Origin of the sequence: Bradyrhizobium sp. 45 (assembly GCF_023073155.1) — a bacterium.
Lineage (GTDB): Bacteria > Pseudomonadota > Alphaproteobacteria > Rhizobiales > Xanthobacteraceae > Bradyrhizobium > Bradyrhizobium canariense_D.
The window spans coordinates 82,772-108,768 of sequence record NZ_JADPIX010000122.1 but is presented as its reverse complement, the minus strand read 5'-3'; the positions used below and the strand labels follow the sequence as shown (position 1 = coordinate 108,768).

26 protein-coding genes are annotated in these 25,997 nt (G+C 64.6%); 14 read left to right on the top strand and 12 right to left on the bottom strand.

Annotation, left to right across the window (positions count from 1 at the left end):
• Positions 1-3: 3 nt before the first annotated feature.
• Positions 4-1,395, top strand: coding sequence for a M48 family metalloprotease (locus tag IVB42_RS20735; RefSeq protein WP_018452960.1), 1,392 nt, complete (start codon positions 4-6; stop codon positions 1,393-1,395).
• Positions 1,396-1,593: 198 nt separating this feature from the next.
• On the opposite strand, the gene IVB42_RS20730 is transcribed toward IVB42_RS20735, so the two are convergent.
• On the bottom strand, positions 1,594-2,919 hold the full coding sequence (locus tag IVB42_RS20730) for an MFS transporter (protein ID WP_007604615.1): 1,326 nt from the start codon (positions 2,917-2,919) through the stop codon (positions 1,594-1,596).
• Positions 2,920-3,100: 181 nt separating this feature from the next.
• Between IVB42_RS20730 and cyoA the strand changes: the two genes are divergently transcribed.
• The 7 genes from cyoA to IVB42_RS20695 are packed head-to-tail and all read left to right on the top strand — an operon-like array spanning position 3,101 to position 10,014.
• Positions 3,101-4,261: a ubiquinol oxidase subunit II gene (gene cyoA, locus IVB42_RS20725; RefSeq protein WP_026232429.1), complete on the top strand. Its 1,161-nt coding sequence runs from the start codon at positions 3,101-3,103 to the stop codon at positions 4,259-4,261.
• A gap of 11 nt (positions 4,262-4,272) precedes the next feature.
• Positions 4,273-6,270, top strand: a complete 1,998-nt coding sequence (gene cyoB, locus IVB42_RS20720) for a cytochrome o ubiquinol oxidase subunit I (RefSeq protein ID WP_247471213.1) — start codon at positions 4,273-4,275, stop codon at positions 6,268-6,270.
• Positions 6,271-6,900 carry a cytochrome o ubiquinol oxidase subunit III gene (cyoC, locus tag IVB42_RS20715; protein WP_018452956.1) on the top strand — a complete coding sequence of 210 codons (630 nt, stop codon included), beginning with the start codon at positions 6,271-6,273 and terminating at the stop codon, positions 6,898-6,900. It begins immediately after the preceding gene.
• On the top strand, positions 6,897-7,283 hold the full coding sequence (gene cyoD / locus IVB42_RS20710; RefSeq protein ID WP_018452955.1) for a cytochrome o ubiquinol oxidase subunit IV: 387 nt from the start codon (positions 6,897-6,899) through the stop codon (positions 7,281-7,283). The genes cyoC and cyoD overlap by 4 nt, the downstream gene beginning before the upstream one ends.
• The gene (locus tag IVB42_RS20705; protein WP_018452954.1) at positions 7,280-8,140 is read left to right on the top strand and encodes an SURF1 family protein; all 861 of its coding nucleotides are present in this window, start codon (positions 7,280-7,282) and stop codon (positions 8,138-8,140) included. Before cyoD ends, IVB42_RS20705 begins: the two co-directional genes overlap by 4 nt.
• Entirely contained in the window at positions 8,112-9,491 is a 1,380-nt protein-coding gene (locus IVB42_RS20700) for an ATP-binding protein (protein WP_018452953.1), read from the top strand. Before IVB42_RS20705 ends, IVB42_RS20700 begins: the two co-directional genes overlap by 29 nt.
• A complete protein-coding gene (locus IVB42_RS20695) occupies positions 9,481-10,014 on the top strand; it encodes a response regulator transcription factor (protein ID WP_018452952.1) in 534 nt (177 codons plus the stop codon). Before IVB42_RS20700 ends, IVB42_RS20695 begins: the two co-directional genes overlap by 11 nt.
• 37 nt (positions 10,015-10,051) lie before the next feature.
• Here the strand turns inward: IVB42_RS20695 and IVB42_RS20690 are convergent, their stop codons facing one another.
• A complete protein-coding gene (locus IVB42_RS20690; RefSeq protein WP_026232428.1) occupies positions 10,052-10,762 on the bottom strand; it encodes a glutathione S-transferase family protein in 711 nt (236 codons plus the stop codon).
• A gap of 109 nt (positions 10,763-10,871) precedes the next feature.
• On the opposite strand from IVB42_RS20690, the gene IVB42_RS20685 reads away from it, so the two are divergent.
• Complete coding sequence (locus tag IVB42_RS20685; protein WP_018452950.1) at positions 10,872-11,243, top strand: helix-turn-helix domain-containing protein; 372 nt, start codon at positions 10,872-10,874, stop codon at positions 11,241-11,243.
• A gap of 135 nt (positions 11,244-11,378) precedes the next feature.
• Here the strand turns inward: IVB42_RS20685 and IVB42_RS20680 are convergent, their stop codons facing one another.
• From IVB42_RS20680 to IVB42_RS20660, 5 genes are all read right to left on the bottom strand, one after another.
• Positions 11,379-12,203, bottom strand: coding sequence for a CarD family transcriptional regulator (locus IVB42_RS20680; protein WP_018452949.1), 825 nt, complete (start codon positions 12,201-12,203; stop codon positions 11,379-11,381).
• Positions 12,204-12,547: 344 nt separating this feature from the next.
• Positions 12,548-12,886 (bottom strand): ferredoxin FdxA, encoded by a 339-nt coding sequence (gene fdxA, locus IVB42_RS20675; RefSeq protein ID WP_018452948.1) that lies wholly within the window; start codon positions 12,884-12,886, stop codon positions 12,548-12,550.
• Between the two features lie 132 nt (positions 12,887-13,018).
• Positions 13,019-13,288 (bottom strand): RNA-binding S4 domain-containing protein, encoded by a 270-nt coding sequence (locus tag IVB42_RS20670; RefSeq protein ID WP_346732233.1) that lies wholly within the window; start codon positions 13,286-13,288, stop codon positions 13,019-13,021.
• A 22-nt stretch (positions 13,289-13,310) separates the two neighbouring features.
• Complete coding sequence (locus tag IVB42_RS20665) at positions 13,311-16,727, bottom strand: helicase-related protein (RefSeq protein WP_018452946.1); 3,417 nt, start codon at positions 16,725-16,727, stop codon at positions 13,311-13,313.
• A gap of 677 nt (positions 16,728-17,404) precedes the next feature.
• A complete protein-coding gene (locus tag IVB42_RS20660) occupies positions 17,405-18,214 on the bottom strand; it encodes a DUF3108 domain-containing protein (protein ID WP_085384094.1) in 810 nt (269 codons plus the stop codon).
• A gap of 643 nt (positions 18,215-18,857) precedes the next feature.
• Between IVB42_RS20660 and rpmB the strand changes: the two genes are divergently transcribed.
• Positions 18,858-19,169 carry a 50S ribosomal protein L28 gene (rpmB, locus tag IVB42_RS20655; protein WP_026232426.1) on the top strand — a complete coding sequence of 104 codons (312 nt, stop codon included), beginning with the start codon at positions 18,858-18,860 and terminating at the stop codon, positions 19,167-19,169.
• Between the two features lie 186 nt (positions 19,170-19,355).
• Positions 19,356-19,598, top strand: coding sequence for a hypothetical protein (locus IVB42_RS20650; protein ID WP_247369135.1), 243 nt, complete (start codon positions 19,356-19,358; stop codon positions 19,596-19,598).
• A gap of 550 nt (positions 19,599-20,148) precedes the next feature.
• On the opposite strand, the gene IVB42_RS20645 is transcribed toward IVB42_RS20650, so the two are convergent.
• The 3 genes from IVB42_RS20645 to IVB42_RS20635 form a co-directional block, all read right to left on the bottom strand.
• Positions 20,149-20,427 carry a DUF1488 family protein gene (locus IVB42_RS20645; protein WP_018452941.1) on the bottom strand — a complete coding sequence of 93 codons (279 nt, stop codon included), beginning with the start codon at positions 20,425-20,427 and terminating at the stop codon, positions 20,149-20,151.
• Positions 20,428-20,623: 196 nt separating this feature from the next.
• Positions 20,624-20,920 (bottom strand): hypothetical protein, encoded by a 297-nt coding sequence (locus tag IVB42_RS20640; protein ID WP_018452940.1) that lies wholly within the window; start codon positions 20,918-20,920, stop codon positions 20,624-20,626.
• Between the two features lies 1 nt (position 20,921).
• Positions 20,922-21,179, bottom strand: coding sequence for a hypothetical protein (locus IVB42_RS20635; protein ID WP_018452939.1), 258 nt, complete (start codon positions 21,177-21,179; stop codon positions 20,922-20,924).
• 360 nt (positions 21,180-21,539) lie between these two features.
• Here IVB42_RS20635 and IVB42_RS42050 point away from each other — a divergent pair, with 360 nt between their 5' ends.
• The 3 genes from IVB42_RS42050 (at position 21,540) to IVB42_RS20625 (ending at position 23,898) form a co-directional block, all read left to right on the top strand.
• Entirely contained in the window at positions 21,540-21,671 is a 132-nt protein-coding gene (locus tag IVB42_RS42050) for a hypothetical protein (RefSeq protein ID WP_007599247.1), read from the top strand.
• 291 nt (positions 21,672-21,962) lie between these two features.
• Positions 21,963-23,300: a DUF2235 domain-containing protein gene (locus tag IVB42_RS20630; RefSeq protein ID WP_018452938.1), complete on the top strand. Its 1,338-nt coding sequence runs from the start codon at positions 21,963-21,965 to the stop codon at positions 23,298-23,300.
• A 352-nt stretch (positions 23,301-23,652) separates the two neighbouring features.
• Positions 23,653-23,898 carry a PilZ domain-containing protein gene (locus IVB42_RS20625; RefSeq protein ID WP_007599245.1) on the top strand — a complete coding sequence of 82 codons (246 nt, stop codon included), beginning with the start codon at positions 23,653-23,655 and terminating at the stop codon, positions 23,896-23,898.
• 243 nt (positions 23,899-24,141) lie between these two features.
• Here the strand turns inward: IVB42_RS20625 and IVB42_RS20620 are convergent, their stop codons facing one another.
• Both IVB42_RS20620 and IVB42_RS20615 read right to left on the bottom strand, forming a co-directional pair.
• Positions 24,142-24,552 carry a hypothetical protein gene (locus IVB42_RS20620; RefSeq protein ID WP_026232425.1) on the bottom strand — a complete coding sequence of 137 codons (411 nt, stop codon included), beginning with the start codon at positions 24,550-24,552 and terminating at the stop codon, positions 24,142-24,144.
• A gap of 282 nt (positions 24,553-24,834) precedes the next feature.
• On the bottom strand, positions 24,835-25,947 hold the full coding sequence (locus tag IVB42_RS20615; protein WP_018452936.1) for an NADH:flavin oxidoreductase/NADH oxidase: 1,113 nt from the start codon (positions 25,945-25,947) through the stop codon (positions 24,835-24,837).
• Between the last annotated feature and the right edge of the window lie 50 nt (positions 25,948-25,997).

Here is a 25,997-nt window from a genome sequence, read left to right as displayed (position 1 = left end):
GATATGGGCCGGTTCCAGACCGCGGCGGCGCCCCCGACCGTCGCAATGCCCAAGCCGAAGCCGGCCGTCGCGCAGACCCCCGCCACCGAAAAGGAGCACGAGCGCATCCTGGCGAGCTACGGCGGCACATATGACGACCCCAGGCTCGAATCGCTCGTCACCAAGACCGTCGACCGCCTGGTCGCAGCGTCCGACCGCCCCGATCAGGGTTACAGGGTCACGATCCTCAATTCCGGCGCGGTGAACGCCTTCGCGCTGCCGAACGGCCAGCTCTATGTCACGCGCGGTCTTCTTGCGCTGGCGAGCGATACGTCGGAATTGTCCTCCGTGCTCAGCCACGAGATGGCGCATGTGCTGTCCAAGCACGCCGCGATGCGCGAGGACCAGGCCCGCCAGGCCGCGATCGTCACCCGCGTCGTCACCGACATGAGCAACGATCCCGATCTCACCGCGCTGGCGCTCGCCAAGACCAAGCTGACCATGGCGAGCTTTTCGCGCAATCAGGAGTTCGAGGCCGACGGCGTCGGCGTCGGCATCTCCGCCAAGGCCCATTTCGATCCTTATGGTGCTGCACGCTTTCTCTCGGCGATGGAGCGCAATGCCGAGCTGAAGGTCGGCAAGACCTCGCTCGATCCGCGGGCGCAGGATTTCACCTCGTCGCATCCGGCAACGCCCGAGCGCGTGCAGAACGCGCAGACCATCGCGCGGCAATACGCAGCGCCAGAGGGCGGCGAACGCGACCGCGAGACCTATCTCGCCGCGATCGACAATCTCGTCTACGGCGAAGACCCCAGCGAAGGTTTTGTCCGTGGCCGGCGCTTCCTGCATCCGAAGCTCGGTTTCACCTTCCAGGCGCCGGACAATTTTACGCTCGACAACACCGCGCAGGCCGTGATCGGCGTGCGCGACGGCGGCTCGCAGGCGATGCGCTTCGACGTCGTGCGGGTGCCGGCCGAACAGTCGCTGGGCGATTACCTGAATTCCGGCTGGATGGAGGGCGTCGAGAAGGCCTCCACCGAGGACATCACCATCAACGGTTTTCCGGCTGCGTCCGCCACCGCCAAGGGCGACCAGTGGCAGTTCAAGGTCTATGCGCTGCGCTTCGGCAGCGACGTCTACCGCTTCATCTTCGCGGCACGGCAGAAGTCGACCGAGAGCGAGCGCAATGCGCGCGAGACCGTCGGTTCATTCCGCCGCCTGACGCTCGACGAGATCCAGGCCGCGCGCCCGCTGCGCATCAAGGTCATCACCGTACAGCCTGGCGACACCGTGGAATCGCTCTCCCACCGCATGGCCGGCGTCGACCACCCGGCCGAGCGTTTTCGCGTGCTCAACGGGCTCGATCGCAACGCGCAGGTGAAGGTGCGCGATCGTGTGAAGGTCGTGGCGGATTGACGCGCGGTGGTTCCGCAAACTCCGCTGTCGTCCCGGCGTCGGCCGGGACCCATAACCCCAGGGAGCAATTTGGCGGGCGCTGGTCGTTCGGGATTAAGAACACCCGCGTTCGATAGATCACGCGGTATGGGTCCCGGCCCCCGTGCGCAATTGCGCACTAGGCCGGGACGACATTCGCTTGTAGCTGCAGCTCACGCCCTAACCGCCCGCGTCCATATCGCCGGCCTCGCGCTGGCCGCTGAGCCAGAGCGCGAGCAAGGTCCAGAACGCGCCTGACAGCAGGTACGCACCCGAGGCGATGACGCCGAGATTGGTCGCCAGCAACAGAGCGACCAGCGGTGCAAAGCCTGCGCCGAACAGCCAGGCCATGTCGGAGGTCAGCGCCGAGGCCGTGTAGCGATACGCCTGCTTGAAGTTCGAGGCGATCGCACCCGAGGACTGGCCGAACGAGAGGCCGAGCAGGATGAAGCCGATCACCATGTAGATGGTCTCGCCGAACGCGCCGGCATCGAGCAGCTGCGGGGCAAAGCCGCTGTAGATCGCGATCGCGATCGCCGATCCCATCAGCAGCGACTTGCGGCCGACGCGATCGGCGATGACGCCGGAGAGCACGATCGCGCCGACGCCGAACACGGCGGCGACGATCTCGATGATCAGGAAGCGCACCGGGCTTTCGCGGGTGAACAGGAACACCCAGGACAGCGGAAACACCGTGACCATGTGGAACAGCGCGAAGCTCGCCAGCGGCGCAAACGCACCGAGCATGATGTTCTGGCCTTCGCGCGCCACGGTCTCGGAGATGCGCGAGGGTTGCAATTCGCGGGTCTCGAACAGCGAGGCATATTCTTCCGTCGTCACCATGCGCAGGCGCGCGAACAGCGCCACGACGTTGATGGCGAAGGCGACGAAGAACGGATAGCGCCAGCCCCAATCGAAGAAATCGTCGGCCGACAGATTCCCGGCGAAATAGGCGAACAGCCCGCTCGCCACGATCAGACCAAGCGGCGCACCAAGCTGCGGCACCATCGCGTACCAGCCGCGCTTGGAAGGCGGCGCGTTCAGCGCCAGCAGCGAGGCCATGCCGTCCCAGGCGCCGCCCCAGGCCAGACCCTGTGCGATGCGCGCCAGCGCCAGCAGCCAGATCGCGGCAGCGCCGATCTCGTGATAGCCGGGCAGGAACGCGATCGCGACGGTGGCGGTGCCGAGCAGGAACAGCGCCGAGATCAGCTTGGCCGTCTTGCCGTACTCGCGGTCGACCGTCATGAAAATGACGGTGCCGATCGGCCGCGCCATGAAGGCCAGCGCGAAGATCATGAAGGAATAGAGGGTGCCGGTCAGTTCGCTCGTGAACGGGAAGACCAGGCGCGGGAACACGATCACCGAGGCGATCGCGAAAACGAAGAAGTCGAAGAATTCCGAGGTGCGGCCGATGATGACGCCGATGGCGATCTCGCCGGGACTGGCCTGGTCGTGGCCGTGCTCGCCCGAGTGGTCTGCCATTGCGGGGGTCTGTGCCATCGCCATTCGCGCGCCCTTAACGTTCTGAAACCAAAGCCGACTGCCCGGCGAGGCGCCAGGCAATCGAATCCTGTCTGGCGCAACATCCCGCACTGCAACATTGGACAAATTGTCCAATGTTGGGATTGCTGCGCCGCAGCTACCCCTTGGCCCCGCAAAAGAAACTCATTCTCATAAGGCTCGGCCCGTGTCCCGTTTCAAGATCCTGGCGATGCTACCCTTGGCGGTTATGCTAAGTGGCTGCAACTACGTCGTGCTGGCGCCGGCCGGCGATATCGCGGCGCAGCAGCGCGACCTTGTCATCATCTCCACCGTCCTGATGCTCCTGATTGTCGTCCCCGTGATGGCCCTGACGGTGCTGTTCGCCTGGCGCTACCGGCAGTCCAACACCGACGCCCGCTACGAGCCGGAATGGGACCACTCGACCAGCCTCGAGCTGGTGATCTGGTCGGCGCCGCTTCTGATCATTGTTTGCCTTGGCGCGCTGACCTGGATGGGCACGCACCTGCTCGACCCCTATCGCACGCTCGGCCGCATCCATGCCGACCGCGCAGTCGACCAGTCCAAGGCCCCGCTCGAGGTCGACGTCGTCGCGCTCGACTGGAAGTGGCTCTTTATCTATCCGGATTACGGCATCGCCACCGTCAACGATCTGGCAGCTCCCGTCGATCGTCCGATCAACTTCCGCATCACCGCGTCCTCGGTGATGAACTCGTTCTACATCCCCGCGCTGGCCGGCCAGATCTACGCAATGCCGGGCATGGAGACCAAGCTCCACGCCGTCGTGAACCACGCCGGCAGCTATCGGGGCTTTTCGGCGAACTACAGCGGGGCCGGCTTCTCCGGCATGCACTTCAACTTCCAGGGTCTCGACGACAAGGGCTTTGACGCCTGGATCGCCAGCGCCAAGTCCGGCGGCGGCTCGCTCGGCCGCGCCGAATATCTCCAGCTCGAAAAGCCCAGCCAGAACGAGCCGGTGCGGCGCTACGGTACCGTGGATTCCGATCTCTACCGCCTGATCCTCAACATGTGCGTCGAGACCGGCAAGATGTGCCAGAGCGAGATGATGGCGATCGACGCCAAGGGCGGCCTCGGCCATGAGGGCCTGAACAACACCCTGCCGCTGGCCTACGACAAGTACGCCCGCCGCGGCACCGCGCTTGGGCCGGAGCCGACTTTCGTCGCCGGCACCTGCACGCCCGATGCGCCGCAGGGCAGGACCACCGCTTCCATCACGGCACCTGTCGACACCGCGCCGCTGCTCGGCGCCGGCCTGAAGCGGCCGAGTTTCACGCCGCTGAAGTCCTCGTCCTTCTTCCTCGGACAACGTCCGAAGTCAGATTCGTAAAGAGATCCCGCATGTCTCCTGATCTTCTCAAGCTCATCTTCGGCCGGCTCACCTTGGAATCGCTGCCGCTGCACGAGCCGATCGTCGTCGGCACGTTTGCCGTGGTGGCGACCGGCGGCCTCATCATGCTCGCCGGCCTGACCTATTTCCGCGTCTGGGGTTATCTCTGGAGCGAGTGGTTCACCAGCGTCGACCACAAGCGCATCGGCATCATGTACATGATCCTCGGCATCGTGATGCTGCTGCGCGGCTTCGCCGACGCGCTGATGATGCGGTTGCAGCAGGCGCTCGCCTTCGGCGGCTCGGAGGGCTATCTCAACGCCCATCACTACGACCAGGTCTTCACCGCCCACGGCGTGATCATGATCTTCTTCGTGGCGATGCCGCTGGTCACCGGCCTGATGAACTTCGTCGTGCCGCTCCAGATCGGCGCGCGCGACGTGTCGTTCCCGTTCCTGAACAATTTCAGCTTCTGGATGACGGTCGGCGGCGCGGTGCTGGTGATGGCCTCGCTGTTCATCGGCGAATTCGCCCGCACCGGCTGGCTCGCTTATCCGCCGCTGTCGAACATCGGCTACAGTCCGGATGTCGGCGTCGACTATTACATATGGGGGCTACAGGTCGCGGGCGTCGGAACGACACTGTCCGGCATCAACCTGATCTGCACCATCGTCAAGCTGCGGTGCCCCGGCATGACCATGATGCGGATGCCGGTGTTCACCTGGACCGCGCTCTGCACCAACGTGCTGATCGTCGCTTCCTTCCCGGTTCTGACCGTCGTGCTCGCGCTGCTCTCGCTCGATCGCTACGTCGGCACCAACTTCTTCACGAACGATTTCGGCGGCAGCCCGATGATGTACGTGAACCTGATCTGGATCTGGGGTCATCCCGAGGTCTACATCCTGGTTCTCCCCGCCTTCGGCATCTTCTCGGAAGTGACCTCGACCTTCTCGGGCAAGCGGCTGTTCGGCTACACCTCGATGGTCTACGCCACGGTGGTCATCACCATCCTGTCGTACCTGGTCTGGCTGCACCACTTCTTCACGATGGGGTCGGGCGCCAGCGTCAACTCCTTCTTCGGCATCACCACGATGATCATCTCGATCCCGACGGGCGCGAAGATGTTCAACTGGCTATTCACGATGTATCGCGGCCGCATCCGCTTCGAGCTGCCGATGATGTGGACGATCGCGTTCATGCTGACCTTCGTGCTCGGCGGCATGACCGGCGTGCTGCTCGCGGTGCCGCCGGCCGACTTCGTCCTGCACAACAGCCTGTTCCTGATCGCGCACTTCCACAACGTAATCATCGGCGGCGTCGTGTTCGGCGCGTTCGCCGGTATCGGCTACTGGTTCCCGAAGGCGTTCGGCTTCAAGCTCGACCCGTTCTGGGGCAAGCTGTCGTTCTGGTTCTGGGTCACGGGCTTCTACCTCGCTTTCATGCCGCTCTATGTGCTCGGACTGATGGGCGTGACCCGCCGGCTCCGTGTGTTCGACGACCCGAGCCTGCAGATCTGGTTCATCGTCGCCGGCATTGGCGCCTTCCTGGTCTTCCTTGGCATCCTCTCGATGCTGATGCAGTTCGCCGTCAGCTTCCTCAGGCGCGAGCAGCTCAAGGACGTCACCGGCGATCCCTGGGACGCGCGCACGCTGGAATGGGCGACCTCCTCGCCGCCGCCGGCCTACAACTTCGCCTTCACCCCCGTCGCTCACGACAACGACGCGTGGTGGGACATGAAGAAGCGCGGTTATCAGCGCCCGCTCACCGGGTTCAAGCCGATCCACATGCCGAGCAGCACCGGCACCGGCATCATCCTCGCCGGCTTCGCCACCGCGATGGGATTCGGCCTGATCTGGTACATCTGGTGGCTGGCGGCCGCGAGCTTCATCGCGATGCTCGCCGTCGGCATCGGTCACACCTTCAACTATCACCGCGATTTCGATATTCCGGCCGAGGACGTCATCCGGGCCGAAGACGCGCGCACCAAGCTGCTCGCCGGAGCCAAGTAAATGACTGTCGCTGTCAATCCCACGCAAACCGGCGAGCCGGTCTTCTACCTCGCCGACGAACACCCGCATCCGGAAGGCTACAGCACCTCGCTCGGCTTCTGGATCTATCTGATGAGCGACTGTCTCATCTTCGCGATCCTGTTCGCCACTTTCGGCGTGCTCGGCGGCAAATACGCCGCCGGCCCGGCGCCGAAGGATCTGTTCGAGCTGCCGCTGGTCGCGGTCAACACCTCGATGCTACTGCTGTCGTCGATCACGTATGGTTTTGCCATGCTGACGATGCAGCAGAACAAGATCGCGCAGACCCAGATCTGGCTGGCGATCACCGGCCTGTTCGGAGCCGCATTCATCGGCATCGAGCTGTCCGAGTTCGCCCACATGATCCATGAGGGCGCGACGCCGCAGCGTAGTGCTTTCCTGTCCGCCTTCTTCACCCTGGTCGGCACCCATGGCCTGCACGTCAGCTGTGGCCTGATCTGGCTGGTGACCCTGATGGTGCAGGTCTGGAAGTTCGGCCTGATCGACGCCAATCGCCGCCGCCTGATGTGCCTGTCGATGTTCTGGCACTTCCTGGACGTGGTCTGGATCGGCGTCTTCACCTTCGTCTATCTCCTGGGAGTTCTGCGATGAACACCGATACTCACGCCGCCCACGCGGACGATCATCATCACGGCGACAGCCACGCCAATGCCCACGGCTCGTTCTCGACCTATATGCTCGGCTTCGTGCTCTCGGTCGTGCTCACCGCGATCCCGTTCTGGCTGGTGATGAGCGGCGCGCTTCCGAGCAAGCAGATCACCGCGCTGGTGATCATGGCCTTCGCGGTCGTGCAGATCGTCGTGCACATGATCTACTTCCTGCACATGAACACGACGTCAGAGAACGGCTGGAGCATGATGGCGCTGATCTTCACCATCGTCATGGTGGTGATCGCCCTGTCGGGTTCGCTGTGGGTGATGAACCACCTCAACAGCAACATGATGCCGATCCACCAGATGACCGGGATGAAATGAACGAGACCCGGACCGTGACGAGCGAGGCAAACGGGACGCGCAGCAACGCAGCGCGCCCGCCCTTGTGGCTCACGATCCTCTCGCTCACGGCCATTGCACTTCTGATCGCGCTCGGCGTCTGGCAGATCGAGCGCCGCGCCTGGAAGCTGGCGCTGATCGATCGCGTCGAGCAGCGCGTTCATGCCCCGGCCCAGCCGATCCCCTCCCCGGCGGCATGGCCGACCGTCTCCGCCGCAAACGACGAATACAGACACGTCAGCGTCTCCGGCCGGTTCCTGCATGACCGCGAGACCCTGGCTCAGGCCGTCACCGAAGAAGGCCCGGGCTATTGGGTGCTGACACCGCTCAGGCGCGACGACGGCACGCTGGTCCTGGTCAACCGCGGCTTCGTGCCGTCCGACCGGCGCGATGCGTCGACGCGCTGGGACGGCAACCCGCAAGGCCAGGTCGAGATCACCGGCCTGTTGCGCGTGACGGAGCCAAAAGGCGGATTCCTCAGAAACAACGTGCCGGAGCACAATCGCTGGTACTCGCGGGATGTCGCAGCGATTGCGACGGCACGCGGCCTCGACCACGTCGCGCCCTTTTTCATCGATGCCGACGCTCGATCACAATCCGGCAGCGGCCCAATCGGCGGATTGACCGTGATCAGCTTTCCCAATAACCACCTGATCTACGCGCTGACGTGGTTTGCTCTGGCGTTCATGCTGGCCGGCAGACTTTTCGTCACATTCGGCGGCGGGCTGTTCCGCCGCAAGGAGCCCTGGAGCGGCTTCGCCCACGAAGCGGCCGGCGGCCTCGATGCTGTCGCCCGCAGGACGGGATCAGATGCTGGAACGATCGGCGAGCCCACCTGACAACGGAAGAACGCACAGCGCCGTCACGCTGCAATCGCAGGCGGACGCGCGCAGCGAGCTGATCGGCACAGCGCCAACCGACGACGAGACCAACCGCAAGAACATGGCGCTGCTGATCCAGCTGCGCTGGACCGCAGTGGTCGGCCAGATCGTGACCATCGGCGGCGTGCATGTGTGGCTCGGCATTCCCCTGCCCCTCACCCGCATGGGCGCGGTAATCGGCGCCCTGATATTTCTCAACATCTCCAGCCTGGTCTGGGTGCGCCATCGCGCCGCGATCACCAACAATGAGTTGCTGGTCGCCCTGATGCTGGACGTCGCCGCGCTGACCGCGCAGCTTTACCTCAGCGGCGGCGCCACCAATCCCTTCACCTCGCTGTTCCTGCTCCAGGTGACGCTGGGCGCGGTGCTGCTCGATGGCCGCTCGACCTGGTCGCTGGTCGCCTTGACCTGCGCGAGCTTCGTCTGGCTGACCGTCGCCTACCGACCGCTCGATCTGCCGCCGAACCCGCTGAGCGAGACCTACACCCTCACGGTTGCCGGCATGCTGCTGGGCTTCGTGCTCAACGCCGTGCTGCTGGTGGTGTTCGTCACCCGCATCAACAGGAATTTGCGCGAGCGCGACGCGCATCTGGCGGCGCTGCGCCAGCATGCCGCCGAGCAGGATCATATCGTGCGCATGGGCCTGCTCGCCTCCGGCGCGGCTCACGAGCTCGGCACGCCGCTCGCCTCGCTCTCGGTCATCCTCGGCGACTGGCGCCGCATGCCCGACCTCGCCGCCGATCAGGAGCTGGCCGAGGACCTCGAGGAGATGGAGACCTCGCTGCAACGCTGCAAGTCGATCGTGACAGGCATTCTGGTGTCGGCGGGCGAAGCCCGCGGCGAGGGATCGTCGCCGACGACGGTGGCGGCTTTCGTCACCGCGCTCGTGGAAGAGTGGCGCGACGCGCGCTCGGCGCGCACGTTGTATTTCGTCAACACTTTCGGCGAAGACGTCGCAATCGTCTCGGACGTCGCGCTGAAGCAGGTGATCTTCAACGTGCTCGACAACGCCTACGAGGTCTCGCGCGACTGGGTCGAGCTCGTTGCCGGGCGCGAGGGCGATCATCTCGTGCTGTCGATCAGCGATCGCGGCCCCGGCTTTGCGCCGGAGATGCTGGCACAGCTCGGAAAGCCCTATCAATCGAGCAAGGGCCGCGCCGGCGGCGGGCTCGGCCTGTTCCTGGTGGTGAACGTGGTGCGCAAGTTAGGGGGCAGCGTGACCGCCGAGAACCACAGGAAGCGCGGCGCTACGGTCCGCCTCACGCTGCCGCTCGCAACGCTCGCGATCGGAGGCAGCTTTGACGCCTGATCGTTCGCTCGTCGTCGTCGAGGACGATGCCGGCTTCGCCCGCACCCTGAAGCGTTCGTTCGAGCGCCGCGACTACGAGGTCGTGCTCGCCGCCTCGATCGAGGATGTGCGGAAAGTCCTGGAGGAGCGATCGTTTGGCTATGCCGTCGTCGACCTCAAGCTCGGCGGCGCCTCGGGACTGGCCTGCGTGGAGCTCTTGCACACGCACGATCCGGAGATGCTGATCGTGGTGCTGACGGGCTTTGCCAGCATCTCCACCGCCGTCGAGGCCATCAAGCTCGGCGCATGCCACTATCTGGCAAAGCCGTCGAACACCGACGACATCGAGGCCGCCTTCAACAAGGCCGCAGGCAATGCCGAGGTCGCGCTCGACGCCCGGCCGACATCGATTAAGACGCTGGAGTGGGAACGCATCCACCAGACCCTGATCGAAACCGATTTCAACATCTCGGAAGCCGCAAGGCGGCTCGGGATGCATCGGCGGACGCTGGCGCGGAAGCTCGAGAAGCGGCCGGTGAAGTGAGGAGGAGCGGATCGAAGCCGCTCCTCCTCTCCACTGGTTAGGCTTGCTTGCCATATCGCGCGATGACGTCGGCCAGGGCGGTGTGGCCTGCGCAGGATCCTGTTCCCGGATCATTGCTGCCGCTCTCCACGGCGGTGGCGTAGATGACCCCGGGATCGGCCTCGAGTTGTTGGCGCAGCGCGGCCAGCTTTGGCCAGCGGCTCCTGTCCGCGACAGCGTGGAAGTCGAGCCAGCGCGCCACACCTGCCAGCAAGGCGTCCGCGAGGGTCGGCCGGTCGGCGAGCAGGAACCTTGCCGGCTCGATCATGCCTTCGAGCTTGTCGTGACGTTCGATCACCTTTCTCCTTCCGAACTCCCGCAAGGCCGAACGCATGGCGTCGTCCATCGCCACGCCTTCCATTGCGACCCAAAGCGGCGCGAAGGCGCCGGTAAAGCCGGTATTCACGAACGCCATCAGCTGGTGCATGCGATCGGCTTGCGGCGACAACGGATCAAAGCTGATGCGCCGTTCGGTATCCCTGGCTTCGAGCCAAGCCGCGATCGCCATGGTTTCCGTCAGCACATCGCCCTGGTCCGTTATAAGTGCAGGCGTCTCGTGTCGCGGATTGATCCTGGCGTATGACGGGCTCAGCATCTCGCCCAGCATGTCGACGCGACACAGGCGATATGGCCTGCCAAACCATTCAAGAGCTGCAACGAGTCCCATGGAGCTTCCCATCGGGAAGCCGTAAAGTAGGATTGGATCCATCGATCTATTCTCCGTGATTTCTGATGATCACGCTGCGCAGCGGTCCCGAACCCTAGTCGCTCGCTCCATCAAGTAAATTGCGAACATTTTTGTAACCTGGAGCCCGCCGATGAAAGATCTCGTTTCGAGATGTCCCATCGAGGAAGTGATGCAGATCCTGAGCGGCCGGTGGCCTACGCTTCTGATCTACTATTTGAAACAGGGCACCAAACGGTTCAGCGACTTGCGTCGGGACAATCCGACCATCTCGCACAGGATGCTCGCCCTCGAGCTTCGCAAGCTGGAGGACGCCGGTATCGTGACTCGCACGGAATTCGACGGATACCCGTTGAGGGTCGAGTACGATCTGACCGCCGCCGGTCACACCTTGGTGCCGTTGATCGATGCGTTGGGCGCCTGGTGGTCGACGGTTGCGACTGACGCGCGCGGAGACGACCGCGAGACCGGGCGCGGCGCTTCGGGAAGCGCATCGCGGGTTTGATCCTGCTCAGGACCGCATAGGCTCAAAGCAATTCCGCCCGCTGACGTCCCCGAACCGGGGCGGTCAGCGTCTCCAAAACAAAAAGCCCGGCCGTAAGACCGGGCTTTGATCTGTTGCGTTCGACGCGCGAGACGCTTACGCGGCCTCGTCGGCGACCGTGGCGCCGCCCTCGGTCTCGTCGCTATCGCCCTCGGCGTCCGCATCGGCCTCGCCTTCGGCGGCTTCGGACTTGGCGCCAGTGCGGCGCGGGCTCTTGGCGAGCTGGGCCTCGATCTCCTTGACCGCTTCGGTCTCGGTCGAGTGCTGCACCACCGCGATCTCGCGGGAGAGACGGTCGAGCGCTGCTTCATAGAGCTGGCGTTCGCTGTAGGACTGCTCGGGCTGCGACTCGGAGCGATAGAGGTCGCGCACGACTTCCGCGATAGCGACGATGTCGCCCGAATTGATCTTCGCTTCGTATTCCTGGGCGCGGCGCGACCACATGGTGCGCTTGACGCGGGCACGGCCCTTGAGGGTCTCGAGCGCACGCTTCACCAGCGCGGGGTCGGAGAGCTTGCGCATGCCGACATTGGCGACCTTGGCGGTCGGCACGCGCAGCGTCATCTTGTCCTTGATGAAGTTGATGACGAACAGCTCGAGCTTCGCGCCGGCGATCTCCTGCTCCTCGATGGCCAGAATCTGGCCGACGCCGTGAGCGGGATAGACGACGAATTCGTTGGCCTTGAAGCCCTGACGCTGGGTCACAACCTTCTTTTCCTCGACCTTCGGCGCAACAGCCGCGGGCTTCACGGCCGGCTTGGCGGCAGCAACAGGGGCCTTGGCAGGAGCAGCAGCAACAGGAGCCTTTGCGGCGGGCTTGGCAGCGGGAGCCTTGGCAACAGCGGGCTTGGCGGCGGGCTTGGCGGCAACAGGCTTGGCAACGGTCGCTTTCGCGGCCGGCTTGGCAGTCTTGTTAGGCATTGCGCTTCTTTTGTTCTTCGAGGACTTTGCAGCCGGCGCCTTCGTCGCGGTCCGACCCTTGGATGCGCTACGGCTGGCCGCGGCGACTTTCTTGGCGTCCTTATGGGAAGCCTTCGCTGAAGTACTCTTTTTACGCGTTTTCTGTGACACAGCCTGCGCGCGGAAACTGCCACGCCCCTGTTCGACATTTGGTTTCACGGGAACCCAACGGGGCCGACGGGGCTAACCAGGGTTCGGCTCAATGTGCCCAATATAGCACATTTCCCGCAAAAATCAATGATTTAGGGGTGTTAAGGCCTAGTTTTCGGCGGTAAGGCCGCTAATAGGGTTAAGTTTGACCCGAATTAGTCGCCGGAGCCGGGGTTCGGCGAGAAATACTTGTCGAACTTGCCCTCCATGCCGTCGAAATCCTTGGCGTCGTCGGGTGATTCTTTCTTCTGGGTGATGTTCGGCCAGCTCTTGGCGTAGTCGGCGTTGACCGTGAGCCACTTTTCCAGGCCCGGTTCCGTGTCCGGCTTGATGGCATCGGCGGGGCATTCCGGCTCGCACACGCCGCAGTCGATGCACTCGTCAGGATGGATGACGAGCATGTTCTCGCCCTCATAGAAACAGTCGACCGGGCAGACCTCGACGCAGTCGGTGTACTTGCACTTGATGCACGCTTCAGTGACGACGTAAGTCATCCAACGCTCCGAAAAGCTCTTTTAAAAGTCGCGGCTTGCGTAGCGCGGATGGCCCGGCGCCGCAAGCTCAGGAACGGCCGATCATGACGGCTTTATGCGCTTGATCGACCAAGAAATGAATTCAAAGCGCAATTAATTGCGCTGAGAACTTGGCGGGCCTTCACCGAGCTCTTCGTAGAGCACACGGGCCGAGGCGGCGTCGCCGCGGCGCTCGTTGAAGGCGATGACTTTCAAGACGCGCACGGTGCGATCGAGCGCGATGGTGAGCACGTCGCCGATCTTGATCGCATGCCCCGGCGATTTCTCGCGTGCACCGTTGACGCGATCATGGCCGGACTCGACAAGCGCGGCCGCGGAGGTGCGCGCCTTCACCACCCGCGCGTGCCACAGCCATTTGTCGATGCGCTGCCGCTCGGTCGTGGGCTCACTCCTTACGCCCGGACAGCTGCTCCTTCAGCGCAGCGAGCTTCGCGAACGGCGAGTTCGGATCGACCGGACGATCGCGCTCGCGCGGGGTGGCGCTCGATGCGTAGGGACGCAGCGACGGTCCGCCCTGGCGGTCGCGGCCCTTGTCGCGGTCGCGGCCACGGTTATCGCGGCCCTTGTCGCGATCGCCGCCGAACTTGCCCTTGTTGCGGTCCTTGTTGTCGCGGTCCTTGTTGCCGCCATTTTTGCCCTCGAAGCGGCGGTTCTTGTCGTCGCGGCCCTCGGGACGCGGCGCAGCTTCGGCGCTACCTTCTCGCGGCTTGCGGAAGTCCCTGCCACCATCTCGACGATGACCGCCGCCATGGCGATGGCGCTCACCGCGCTTCTCGCCGTCGGCGGCAGGCTGGGCTTCGCCTTCGGCAGGCGCAGCGCCGGCTTCAGCGCCCGCCTGTGGACGCGGCTGGTGATGACGCTGGTTGCGATGGCGCTCGTGGCGCGGCTTGCGATCATCGTGACGGCCCGCGGGACGCCAGACCTCGATGAGCTCGGGCTCGGCGGGCGCGGCCGCGGCTTCCACCGGCGCTGCCGCATCGGCCGACGCAGCGGCTTCAGTTGCAGCGGTCTCTGCAGGCGCGGTTTCGGCAGGTGCGGTTTCGACAGCTTCAGCGGGGGCAACAGGCTCTTCCGCAGGTGGCGCGATGCCGGGAGCGTCTTCCGGCGTGACGGAAGCTTCGAGCGCCGGCTCGTCATGCGCGGGCTCGTCGTGCTGCTCCATCCCGGGCGCGTCTTCGACGGTCACAGGCTCGGCAGCGGCTTCGATCGCGGCATCCGCAGGGGTTGCGGCGTCCTCGACCGGCGTTTCGGTTGCGGGCGTCTCTTCGCTGGAGGCTTCAGCAACAGGCGCCTCAGCAATAGGCGTCTCGACAACAGCCGCGGCGGGCTTCGCCGGCAGCGGCGGGCGCTTGTCCATGCGATAGCCGAGCGCACGCAGCACGGAGGCAAAGTCTTCGCCGGCGGAGCCGGTGAGCGAGGTCATCGCCTGCGTCACCACAAAGCTGCGGCCGTCGAATGCCCCGGCGGGCTTTTCGCCAGACGCGTTCTCGCGCCAGGCCAGCGCCGGACGGATCAGATCGGCCAGGCGCTCGAGGATATCGACGCGCACGGCGCGCTCGCCGGCCTGCTTGTAGCCGAGCACGCGATAGGCATCGCGCGGCAGCTGCTTGTCGACCGGGAACGAGGTGCGGCCCGAGCTCGCCAGATGCTGCGCGCCCGACAGCGCGGAGGGATCGACATTGTCCTGCTTCAGCGCCCAGAGCAGCGCGGCCAGCGCACGCCCGGCCGGCTTGAGCAGGCCGGGGAAATAGAGGTGATAGGCGCCGAAGCGGACGCCGTATTTGCGCAAGGTCGCGCGCGAGGGCTGGTCGAGATCCTTCAGCTCGTTGGCGATCTTCGGGCGCTCCAGCACGCCGAGCGCCTCGACGAGCTGATAGGCGATGCCGCGGGCGATGCCGGTGACGTCCTCGGCCTTGCTGAGCTCGAACAGCGGCCCGAGCAGCTTTTCGATATGCGTCTTGAGCCAGAGCTCAAGCCGCGCCTGCACCTTGTCGCGGGGGGCGCCCGTGAGGCGTTCGTCGGAGATGATGCGGATGCGCGGATGCAGCGCTTCCTCTGCGGCAGACAGCCGCGCCACGGCGTCGCCGGTCCAGCGGATGATGCCTTCCGAGGTCAGCACGAACTGCTCGTCCGGTGCGTTGCCCAGTTTTTCGGCGCGCGCGTTGATCTCGCCGGCGAGCACGGCCTGCGCTGCAGCCTGCAACGCTTTCGCATCGGAGCCGGCTTCCGCCGCATCCGGTGCAAAGGTGAAGCCATCGAGGCGGCCGATGACATGGCCTTCGACGATGACTTCGCCGGTCTTGCCGATTTCCGTATTCAAGCTCGTGTTCTCCCGCAGGCGGCGCATCAATACACTGGTCCGGCGATCAACGAAACGCTCAGTCAAGCGTTCATGGAGCGCATCCGATAATTTATTTTCGACCTCGCGGGCGATCCCCTGCCAGCGTTCGGGGTCTTTCAGCCAGTCGGGGCGATTGGCGACGAAGGTCCAGGTGCGAATCTGCGCGATCCGGGCCGACAGCGTGTCGATATCGCCGTCAACGCGGTCGGCCTGGTCGATCTGGGTCCTGAACCAGGCGTCGGGGATGCATCCCTTCCGCATCAGGAAGCCGTACAGCGTCGTCACCAGCTCGGCATGGGCGGCCGGCGACAGCTTTCGATAATCCGGGACCTGGCAGGCCTCCCACAGCCGTTCCACGGCGTCCTTGCCATGCGCGACATCGCGCACCTCGGCGTCGCGGGCGGCGTGGTCGAGCACGCGCATGTCCTCGGCAATCGGCGCGCGCGTCAGCGCCTCGTGGCCGGGGGCCAGGTTCAGCGAGACCTGGAGCGCGCCGAGGGAAGCAAAATCCAGCTTCGAATTGCGCCATTGCAAAACCTTCACGGGATCGAAGGTGTGGTTCTGCAGCGCATTGACGAGCTCGGGCTCGAACGGGCCGCAGCGGCCGGTGGTGCCGAAGGTGCCGTTGCGGGTGGCGCGGCCGGCGCGGCCGGCGATCTGAGCGAATTCGGACGGCGTCAGGCGGCGGAACTGGTAGCCGTCGTACTTGCGGTCGGAGGCAAAGGCGACGTGGTCGACGTCGAGATTGAGGCCCATGCCGACGGCGTCGGTGGCGACGAGGTAATCGACCTCGCCGTTCTGGAACATCGCGACCTGCGCGTTGCGGGTGCGCGGCGACAGCGAACCCAGCACCACGGCGGCGCCGCCATGCTGGCGGCGGATCAGCTCGGCGATGGCGTAGACCTCGTCGGCCGAGAAGGCGACGATGGCGGTGCGGCGCGGCTGCCGCGTGATCTTGCGATCACCCGCGAATTCCAGCTGCGACAGGCGCGGCCGCGTGATCATGGAGACGCCCGGCAGCAGCCGCTCGATGATCGGGCGCATGGTCGCAGCGCCGAGCAGCAGCGTCTCGTCGCGGCCGCGGCGATTGAGGATGCGATCGGTGAAGACGTGGCCGCGTTCCAGATCGGATGCGATCTGCACCTCGTCGACGGCAAGGAACGAGACGTCGAGATCCCGCGGCATCGCCTCGACGGTCGAGACCCAATAGCGCGGCGCTTTCGGCTTGATCTTCTCCTCGCCGGTCACGAGCGCGACGGCGTCGGGGCCGACCCTTGCTGCGATCTTGTTGTAGACCTCGCGCGCGAGCAGGCGCAGCGGCAGCCCGATCATGCCGGAGGGATGCGCGAGCATCCGCTCGATGGCGAGATGGGTCTTGCCGGTGTTGGTGGGACCAAGCACCGCAGTGACGCCGGCGCCGGGAAGCCGCTCGGAAGCGAAGGGGGAGGAGGAAAAAGGCATCTGGGGGATTAGGTAATGGCGATTGGGGCGAATGTCAGTGCTGTTTTGGGGCGGTGGCGCGAAGGGCTCGCCTCACACACTGCTGTCCTCGCCCGGCTCGACCGGGCGATCCAGTATTCCAGAGGCGGCGCAGATCAAACCGAGAGGGCGCGGCGTACTGGATGCCCCGGTCAAGCCGGGGCATGACGGCGGAGAATGCGGCGCCTCTCCCTGAACCCAGCGCAACTGTCTCACTTTGCGACGCTTTTCCCGTTGGCTTTAAGCTTCGGAACGAGTTGAGAACGAATCGCGGCCGAATCGCTGACTCCCCCTTGAGTCCTGTTCCGTTCACGCAAGATGTCGCGGGAGGCTTGTGGGTTCGCACTAGATGGAGTTTTGCTCCGCCGCACAAGCGACGTTTCGATGGCGGATTCGTTAAAGCTGGGGACGGCGCGGAGTCGAATCAGAATCGGGGAGGAGTCAAATGGATTCCCGGTTCTCGACCCCCTCCAAACAAAATGCGCGAAAACAACCCCATGCACAGTAGGCATGTTGTTGAAATCATTGATGTTTATTTTCACCAAAAGGGAGGTCCGTAGCCCGCATGGAGCGGAGCGCAATGCGGGGGCCGAAGCAAAGAACCCCGGATTACGCTGCGCTCCATCCGGGCTACGGCAGCGGGGCTACGGCACCCAGCCCTACTGCGTCTTCGCGACCTTGGGCGGCTGGGCGCTGGTGATGAAGCTGGTTGCTTCCAGCATGGCCGGCCCGAGCGGGGTCGGCACTTTCAGCCAGAACGGGACCAGGATGCGCGTGCCGGCGATCGGTGCGAACGCGACCTCGATGTTGCGCTGGGCGGCGAGATATTTGATCACCGGACGGTCGGGGATGTAGCCGGCGATGGGCACGAAATAGAGCGAGCAGACCACGACCTGGCCGTGATAGCCCTTCTCCGCCTTCACGTTCTCCATGCGCTTGAAATCGAGCTTGAGCTCGTAGCGCATGCGGCCGTCGAACACGGCGGCGCTGCCGTGGCAGGCGTCCGCCGACAGCACGTCGCCGGTGCCGGATACGCGCACCAGCGAGGCCGTCATCGGGTCCCAGACGCCGCGGCGATGCGCGTCGGTGACGACGATGCGGTCGGGATCGACCGGCGGCTCCGGCAGGATGGCAAAATCCTTCACATTGCCCTTGTCGAGCGTGATGCGGATCTCTTCGGTCTTCTTCGAGGTGGTGGTGGAGGCCTGATAGCCGGTCGCGACCAGCGCGCCGTTGACCACGCGGCCCTGCGAGGCGCCGGTGCCGGACCCGCCCGCGAAGGATTTCAGCAGCCCCGAGGTGCCGCCGGAGGCCGCGGCCGCGAACACATCGTCCTGGATGTCGATGTTCCAGGCGCCCTTGCCGACGGGAATGCCCGCCAGCGTCGCCTCATATTGCGCCTCGAGCTTGCCCTGCGCCGCCGCGGGCTCCGCCGCCCACGCCAACACCAGCCCGCCAAGGGCCGCCATGACCCAGCGGCCGGCAGAGCGAGGATGGCTTACGCGCGGATTCCTCGCGCGCCGCTCCGCTGAGCGCAGCTCTTTTGGGCGCAGGCTCGGCGCAAGATGAGGCGTTGTGAGCACGAAACAATCCAATCGGGGCGCGAACGGTTGTTACTTAAGCCAAATACCGCGCCAAGCAATGCGTCCGGGCCTGTCGGCGTCCGGAACTCCACCGGACTTTTCGGGCGCGAATACGCCCTTTATGTGATGGTAAGGCGCGATAATCATTGCCGTTTTGGTGATCGGGGGTGGGACTGAAAGCGCACCTCACCCCGCCACCTCCACCGCCGTCATGCCCCGGCTTGACCGGGGCATCCAGTACGCCGCGGCCCCTCTGGTCAGCCGCACCGGCGCGGAGTACTGGATCGCCCGGTCCCGGCTCCGCCAAGGCTACGCCGAGGCCCACACGGGTGCTCGGCCCGCCGAAGCTTCAGCGAAGGCGGCGAGCCGGGCGATGACAGCTACCTTGGAGCACGAAACCCGCCCCAAAACCTTGACGTCCCGCCGCTTCCCCCCTATACGTCCGCCCGCTCCCTGCAAGGACAGAGAATTTGCCCGTGGCGCCCCGAATGGCGGCCGCACATCGTTGGGAAAGATTGAGGATTTTGCCATGTCTCGCCGCTGCGAATTGACGGCCAAGGGCCCCCAGGTCGGCCACACGGTCAGCCACTCCAACATCAAGACCAAGCGCCGCTTCCTGCCGAACCTGGTCAACGTGACCTTCATCAGCGAAGCGCTGGGCCGCAACGTGCGCCTGCGCGTCTCCACCAACGCGATCAAGAGCGTCGACCACAATGGCGGCCTCGATCCCTTCCTGCTCAAGGCCAAGGCCGCCGTGCTGTCGCCCCGCGCCCTCGAGCTGAAGCGCGCCATCCAGAAGAAGGTCGGCCCGACCCCGGCGCCGGAGAAGAAGGCGAGCTAAGAATTTTCGAATCGGGCGAGGGCTTGCGTCGCGAGGCGTAGGCTTAGCTGGAAGAGTTTTGCGTGACGGCCGGATCGGAAGATCCGGCCGTTTTTGTTGATAACACCGCGCTTCCTCCTACAATCAAACGGTGCATCCCGTTTGGAAGGCATCGAGGCAACGCCATGACGGCATGGGAGCGGGAAAATGAACCAAAAGAAACTTTTTCTTGTCGACGGAGCTTCGGACAATCTCCTGTCGAACCTCGACAGCCGCGACATTGCACTTTGGCTGATCGACCTGCCGAAGGAATGCCCCCAACTCGAAACTTTGATATCATTCCTAGGCTTGCCTTGGCGGCTAGTCTTATCCGAGGTTTCTGACAAGCGGTTGATCTCAGCGCTCGATCAAGGATCGCGCTCCGGCGACGATATGGCTATTCGACAATGACAAGGCAGGCCAACAGGCAGTAAGAGCTGCGACTGCTTTGGACACAAGTATTGTGGAGTTTCGTGACGTCTTCCGGCTTCATCCACACATGCCAACGAGCGGCAATCTCGATCCCAAGACTCTCCAAAAGGCCTTTGAACGGGAAAACCTGGCCTACAAAGGGTTGAATTGGGAACTAGAGGATCTACTGCCAAACCACTTTTTTGATCTCTTAGTTCAGGACCATCCGAGCGCAGTGATCCGAGCAGACAAAGTGGCCGACAAGGTTCATTGGGAGCTCACGCGAGATGGAAAAGCCCTACTCCGAAAAATGATACGGCAGTTTGGAACACACGCTGACCTCAGCGCGACAATTGCAGTCTTGAAGGCTTTCCATTTCTACTGCTCTATCGCTAAGCGGCAGTAGGCCCGAACAAACTATATTGTGTTTAGACCAATCCAACTCACCGATCTCATTTCTCCAAAATGAAGTTCCTTCATATTCGTCCAGACAGCCACGCGACGGAACCGACGGCCCGGCTCCGCCATACTTCTAGCCCACGCCGTTCCCCTACCCCCGAAAATCAATGCTCCGCAGCACGATCCCCGGCGGCGTGCCTTCGAACTCCGTCGCCTGATATTTGCGTCCGGTGCAGGCTTCGATGCGTTCGCGCAGGCGCGTGAACTGCTCTTCGCGCTCGCTGGGCCGGGCGCGCGGGCCGCGCTCGAGGTCGTCCATGGCGGAGGTCGAGATCGCGCAGGCGATCTCCTTCGCGCCGTCCTGCATCGAGAACTGGACGATGCCGCGGTCCTGGTCGTGGGCGATGAAGCGGCTGCTGGTGAGCGTCATGGGGTACTCCTTTTGCGTCCGCGTCGTGCCGGACTTGCGCAATTGCGCACTGGGGGCGGCGCCGGTCAGCGTTATCGAAGCAGGCTGTGGCACGAGGGTGCACAAAAACTGACTTCGGTGGTTATGGGTCCCGGCTCCGTGCGCAATTGCGCACTCGGCCAGGACGACGCCGGTGTTTGCGCGCGTTGCCTCGCCTTCAGCCGTCGCCGTTGAGCCTTGCGAAATCGTCGAACAGGGCGGCCACCAGCGCGCGGTGGCGGGTGTCCTCGGTGGGCAGGCTCGCGGCATAGAGGTTGAGCAGATGGCGGGCCTTCACGGCGGCCTCCGGCCAGGACGTGGCAGGCACCGACATCATGCGGTTTTCAAGCTCGGCCTCGCGCTCGCGCAGCTCCCTGACCTGGGCCTCGACATCGGCCAGCGCGCGGCGCAGATCGGTTGCCTTCTGGGCGGCCATGCCGCGGTGGCTGTCGAGATCGACCGGGATGTCAGTCATGTCAGGCACTCGCGTCGATACGTTGGGCATCCGCCAGGTCGACCGAGCCGATCGACAGCATCTCCGTCGCACCGCGCACGCCTTCGGAGGGCACCGTGATCATGGTGGCGACGCGGCGATAGGATGCGAAGGACAGGCCCTCGATCATCTCCTCGTCGGTGACGACCTCATAGGCGCCGGCCGGCAACTGGCGCTCGAGGCCGCGGATGTGGAATGGATGCTTGAAGGTGATGGTTTCTCGCCGCGAGCGGATGGTCATGCGCGCCTGGCTTTCGCAAAGAAGGGGCCCCAACCGACACCAGCTGGTCACGACCATGCGCTTGTTACCCGGCAATAGCCAGCATTATGTCAGCGTGGGCCGGGACTTACGGCGCAAGCGCGGTGCTCGTGCGCGGCGTTTTAGTCCTCGCAATCGGCAGGACGCGGGCGTACGCTCGACCACGTCAGCGCAGCTCACGCAATTGCCGCGCGTCGATGTTGCGCTGCATCTTTCGCGCCTCGTGTGCGCAGCGGCGATCTTCATTGGTTCGGGCGGGTGCATCTCACAGCCCCGCCCAGCGACCATTGCAGCGCCGATCTCGCACGCGGACGAACTCGAAACCCAGGAGGAGACGACGTCATGGCCAAGGGACAGCAACGCAGCAACCGCGAGACCAAGAAGCCGAAAAAGGACAAGATCAAGACCAGCGCCGCAGCGCCAAGCCGCAAGGACGCGGCCTGGCAGCCGGAGATCGGCCAGAAGAAGAAGTAGCCGGCGGGCGCCTTCCCTTCTCCCCTTGCGGGAGAAGGTGGCATAGGCGGCCTTCGGCCGCCGTTCTTGAAAACGCCGATGCTTCGCATCGGCTATGGCGCCGGATGAGGGGTCTGTCTCCGGGAGTTCTGACGCGAGAGATTCGCACGCGGAGAGAGACCCCTCACCCGTCTCGCCGCTTCGCGGCGATCCACCCTCTCCCGCAAGGGGAGAGGAGAAGAAGCGTCATCTCCCTCTCCCCGCCCTTTTCCGCTATACTCGCCCGGGTAGCATCAGCGGGAGGGGCATCCTGTGGATCACGAGCGCAACGCCGAGCACACATCCGAGCCGAAGAACCTTGTCATCTGCTGTGACGGCACCGGCAACGAGATTTCCGAAAACATCTCCAACGTCCTGAAGCTCTATCGCTGCCTGCGCAAGACCGACAAGACGCGGCCGCGGCAGATGGTGTTCTACGATCCCGGGGTCGGCACGGTGACGGAGCCGTCGACGTGGCACCGCTGGAAAGCCAACGTCAATCTGGTGCTGGGGCTCGCCACTGGCTACGGGCTCGATGACAACACGCTGTCGGCCTATTGCTTCCTGGTCGAGCATTACGCGCCGGGCGACAGGATCTACCTGTTCGGTTTTTCGCGCGGTGCCTACACGGTTCGCGTGCTGGCGGGGCTGATCCACAAGATCGGCCTGATCTCGCCGGAGCAGGCCAACCTCGCAGGCAGTGGCCTCGTCGCCTACAAGCAATATTCCGGCACCGGGCGCGGCAACGATGTCAGCGACCTCATCGATGAGGGTTTTGACGACAGCGGGCCGCTGCCGAAAAACAAGTTCGATCTCGCCGCGCAGTTCGCACGCATCACCTCGTCGCGCTGGCCGACCATCCACTTCATCGGCGTCTGGGACACGGTGGCGAGCGTGATCGTGCCGCGCGCCGACCGGGGCTATTTGCCGAGCTTCGAGGAGCTCGCCTTCACGCTGCGCAATCCCAGCGTCAACATCTTCCGCCAGGCGATCGCCATCGACGAGCGGCGCTGCATGTTCCGCCTCAAGCAGTATGAGGAGCCGCAGGAGTACTGGCGCAACCGCTTCGTGCCCGACGACAAGAAGGAGCCGCAGGACATTTTGCAGGTGTGGTTCGCCGGCGTGCATTGCGACGTCGGTGGCGGCTATCCGGAAGTCGAGAGCGGCGAGTCCAAATATCCGCTGCTCTGGATGATCGAGGAGGCGACCAAGGCGGGGCTGAACTTCAACCCGCGCACGGTGAACCAGCTCGCCTGGGGCATCCAGCGCAAGAACTCGCCGTTCCAATACGTGCCGCCGGCTTACACCGGCAAGACCGGCGAGCTGCATGATTCGATGACGGCGCCCTGGCGCGTGCTGGAATATCTGCCGAAGAGCGCCAAGTACCGGGAATGGCCGGCGCGGAAGGTGTTTCTCGGGTTCTACATCCCCGATTGCGAACCGCGCCTGATCCCCGAAGGCGCGCATGTGCATGAGAGCGTGTTGAAGCGGATGGCGGTGGAGCCGGACTATCGGCCGGTGAATTTGCCGAAGGAGTATGTGACGGTGCCGATGCCGCTGCCGCCGGGTGTGGGCATGGTGGCGGAGTCGGGGGAGATCGTGGTGGGGTGAGGGCCTTCCCTTCTCCCCCTGTGGGAGAAGGTGGCATAGGCGGCCTTCGGCCGCCGTTCTTGAAAACGCCGATGCTTCGCATCGGCTATGGCGCCGGATGAGGGGTTGTCGCCGCGAACGCGAAAGCTTCGTATGCCGTGCGAGACCCCTCACCCGTCTCGCCACTTCGTGGCGATCCACCCTCTCCCACAAGGGGAGAGGGGGAAGCCTTCCCACCCCGCTACCGCCGCTTTCTCCATTCGCCGATACTTTTCATTAAAATTCTCCGCCCCGCCTTAGCCGGATCGAATCAACTCCTGGGCATCATCTCCTGACCACCCGCGCCATCCGCGGAAATTGGAGGAGAGTGCCAATGCATCCGCGACGACATGCCCGCGTCAAACCCGCGGGCCTGGTGTCCCGCCAGGCCAAGATCATCACCGACCCGCGCGCGCCGGTGATCCCCTGCACGCTGATCGACTATTCGCCCGGAGGTGCCTGCGTCGATCTCGGCGGCCAGGTGAAGATTCCCGATCGCTTCGAGCTGCTGCATGTGAACACGAAAAAACGCTGCCGCGTGGCGTGGAAGCGCGGCACGAAGGTGGGAGTGGTGTTTTGACTCCTTCCAGCTGCTGAACAAGGCCGCGCTCCACACTCCGCTCGGCTCCCTCCCCCCTTGTGGGGGAGGGTTGGGGAGAGGGGTGGCCCAGCAAAAGGTGTTAGTTACGTGCGAAGCGATGGCAACAGAGTGTCGCTTCATTCGACAGAGCACGCCGTGTGGCTACCCCTCTCCCTAGCCCTCCCCCACAAGGGGGAGGGAACGCAGTGTACTTGCGGCGCGATCTCTCCCAACACAACAAATTCACGGTTTCCGCATCCGCGCCTTTGCGCCCGCGACGATCTGCATCGCGACGCCGGCGATCCAGCCGAACAAGGCGAACCAGCTCCAGGCGATGTGCGGATCGAGGCGGAGCACGATGATGGCGACGGAGGCGAGCGCGGTGAGCGTGGCGCAGAGCGTGCCGGCGGCGCTCAACAGTTCCGCGGCGTCGATGTCGCCGTGGGCCTCGTCGAACGGCAATTGCGGCGTGTCGATGCCGAGATAGAAGCCGACGAAGCCCAGCACCATCATCAGCAGCAGGAACCCCTCGGTGGTGAGCGCGGGGATCGCCGATCCCACATAAGCGCCGACAAACAGCCCGCACGCCGCGCCCGCCATCGCAAGGCCCACGCGCTCGATGACGTGGGCAGCTTTTCGAACACGAAATCGCATGGCGGGCCTCCGCGAGGCGTTGGACGCACGCGAGGTTAGGCCAGATTTGGGTGGGGTGGAAGCTGAGAGGGTTTACGGATGCGTGAGGCGGAACGGCACGGGACCAAAAGGTACGCGGAGCAACGACCTTGGCGTGTGTCGCATGGCTGCCTCCCCATCCTCATGGCGAGCGCAGCGAAGCAATCCAGGATCTTTCCGCGGACACAGCCTGGATTGCTTCGTCGCAAGGGCTCCTCGCAATGACGAGTTTGCGGCGCGGTCCTCGCGCCAGACTCGCCTCTCTCACCGCGCCCCGAACGTGGTCTTGCCGAACAGCGCCTTCTGGGTCGAGGGCTGCGAGCGCCAGTATTGCGGCGGGGCTTCGACCTCGCCGCCGAGTTCGGCTGCGGCGTGCCAGGCCCAGCGCGGGTCGTAGAGCAAGCCGCGGGCGAGCGCGACCATGTCGGCCTTGCCGGATGCGACGATCTCTTCGGCCTGCTTCGGCTCGGTGATCAGGCCGACGGCGATGGTGGGCAAACCGGTCTCGCGCTTGATGGCCTCTGCAAACTGCACCTGATAGCCGGGGCCGAGTGCGATCTTCTGCAGCGGCGAGACGCCGCCGGAGGAGGCATCGATCCAGTCGACGCCGCGCGCCTTCAGCGCGTTTGCGAATGCGATGGTCTGCGCCAGGTCCCAGCCGCCCTCGACCCAGTCGGTCGACGACACCCGCATGCCGACCGGCTTGTCGTGCGGGAATACGGCGCGGACCGCGTCGTAGACCTCCAGCGGGAAGCGCATGCGGTTCTCGAGCGAGCCGCCATATTCGTCGGTGCGCCTGTTCGAGATCGGCGACAGGAATTGATGCAGGAGATAGCCGTGCGCGCCGTGCAGCTCGACCGCGTCAATGCCGATGCGATCGGCGCGCTTGGCGGCATCGACGAAGGCCTCGCGGATGCGCTTGAGGCCGGCGGCATCGAGCGCCAGCGGCGCGGCCTCGCCCTCCTTGTGCGGCAGCGCCGACGGCGCCACGGTCTGCCAGCCGCCCGCGTCCTGCGGAATCAGCTGGCCGCCGTCCCAGGGCCGCGCGCTGCTGGCTTTGCGGCCGGCATGCGCGAGCTGCATTGCGACGGCGGTCGAGGAATGTTTCCGCACCGAGGTGAGGATCTGCTTCAGCGCGGCCTCGGCGGCATCGCTGTAGAGCCCGAGGCAGCCCGGCGTGATGCGGCCGATCGCCTCGACATGGGTCGCCTCGATGCAGAACATCGCGGCGCCGGACAGGCTGAGATTGTTGATGTGGGTGAAGTGCCAGTCGGTGGGGACGCCGTCCTCGGCCGAATATTGGCACATCGGCGACACCACGATGCGGTTCTTCAAAGTCAGGCCGCGCAGCTTGATCGGGGAAAACAGGGCGCTCATGCGGGGGAGTTCCGGGATGGGGGGCAGGGAGATGGAGAGAGTGTAGTGGG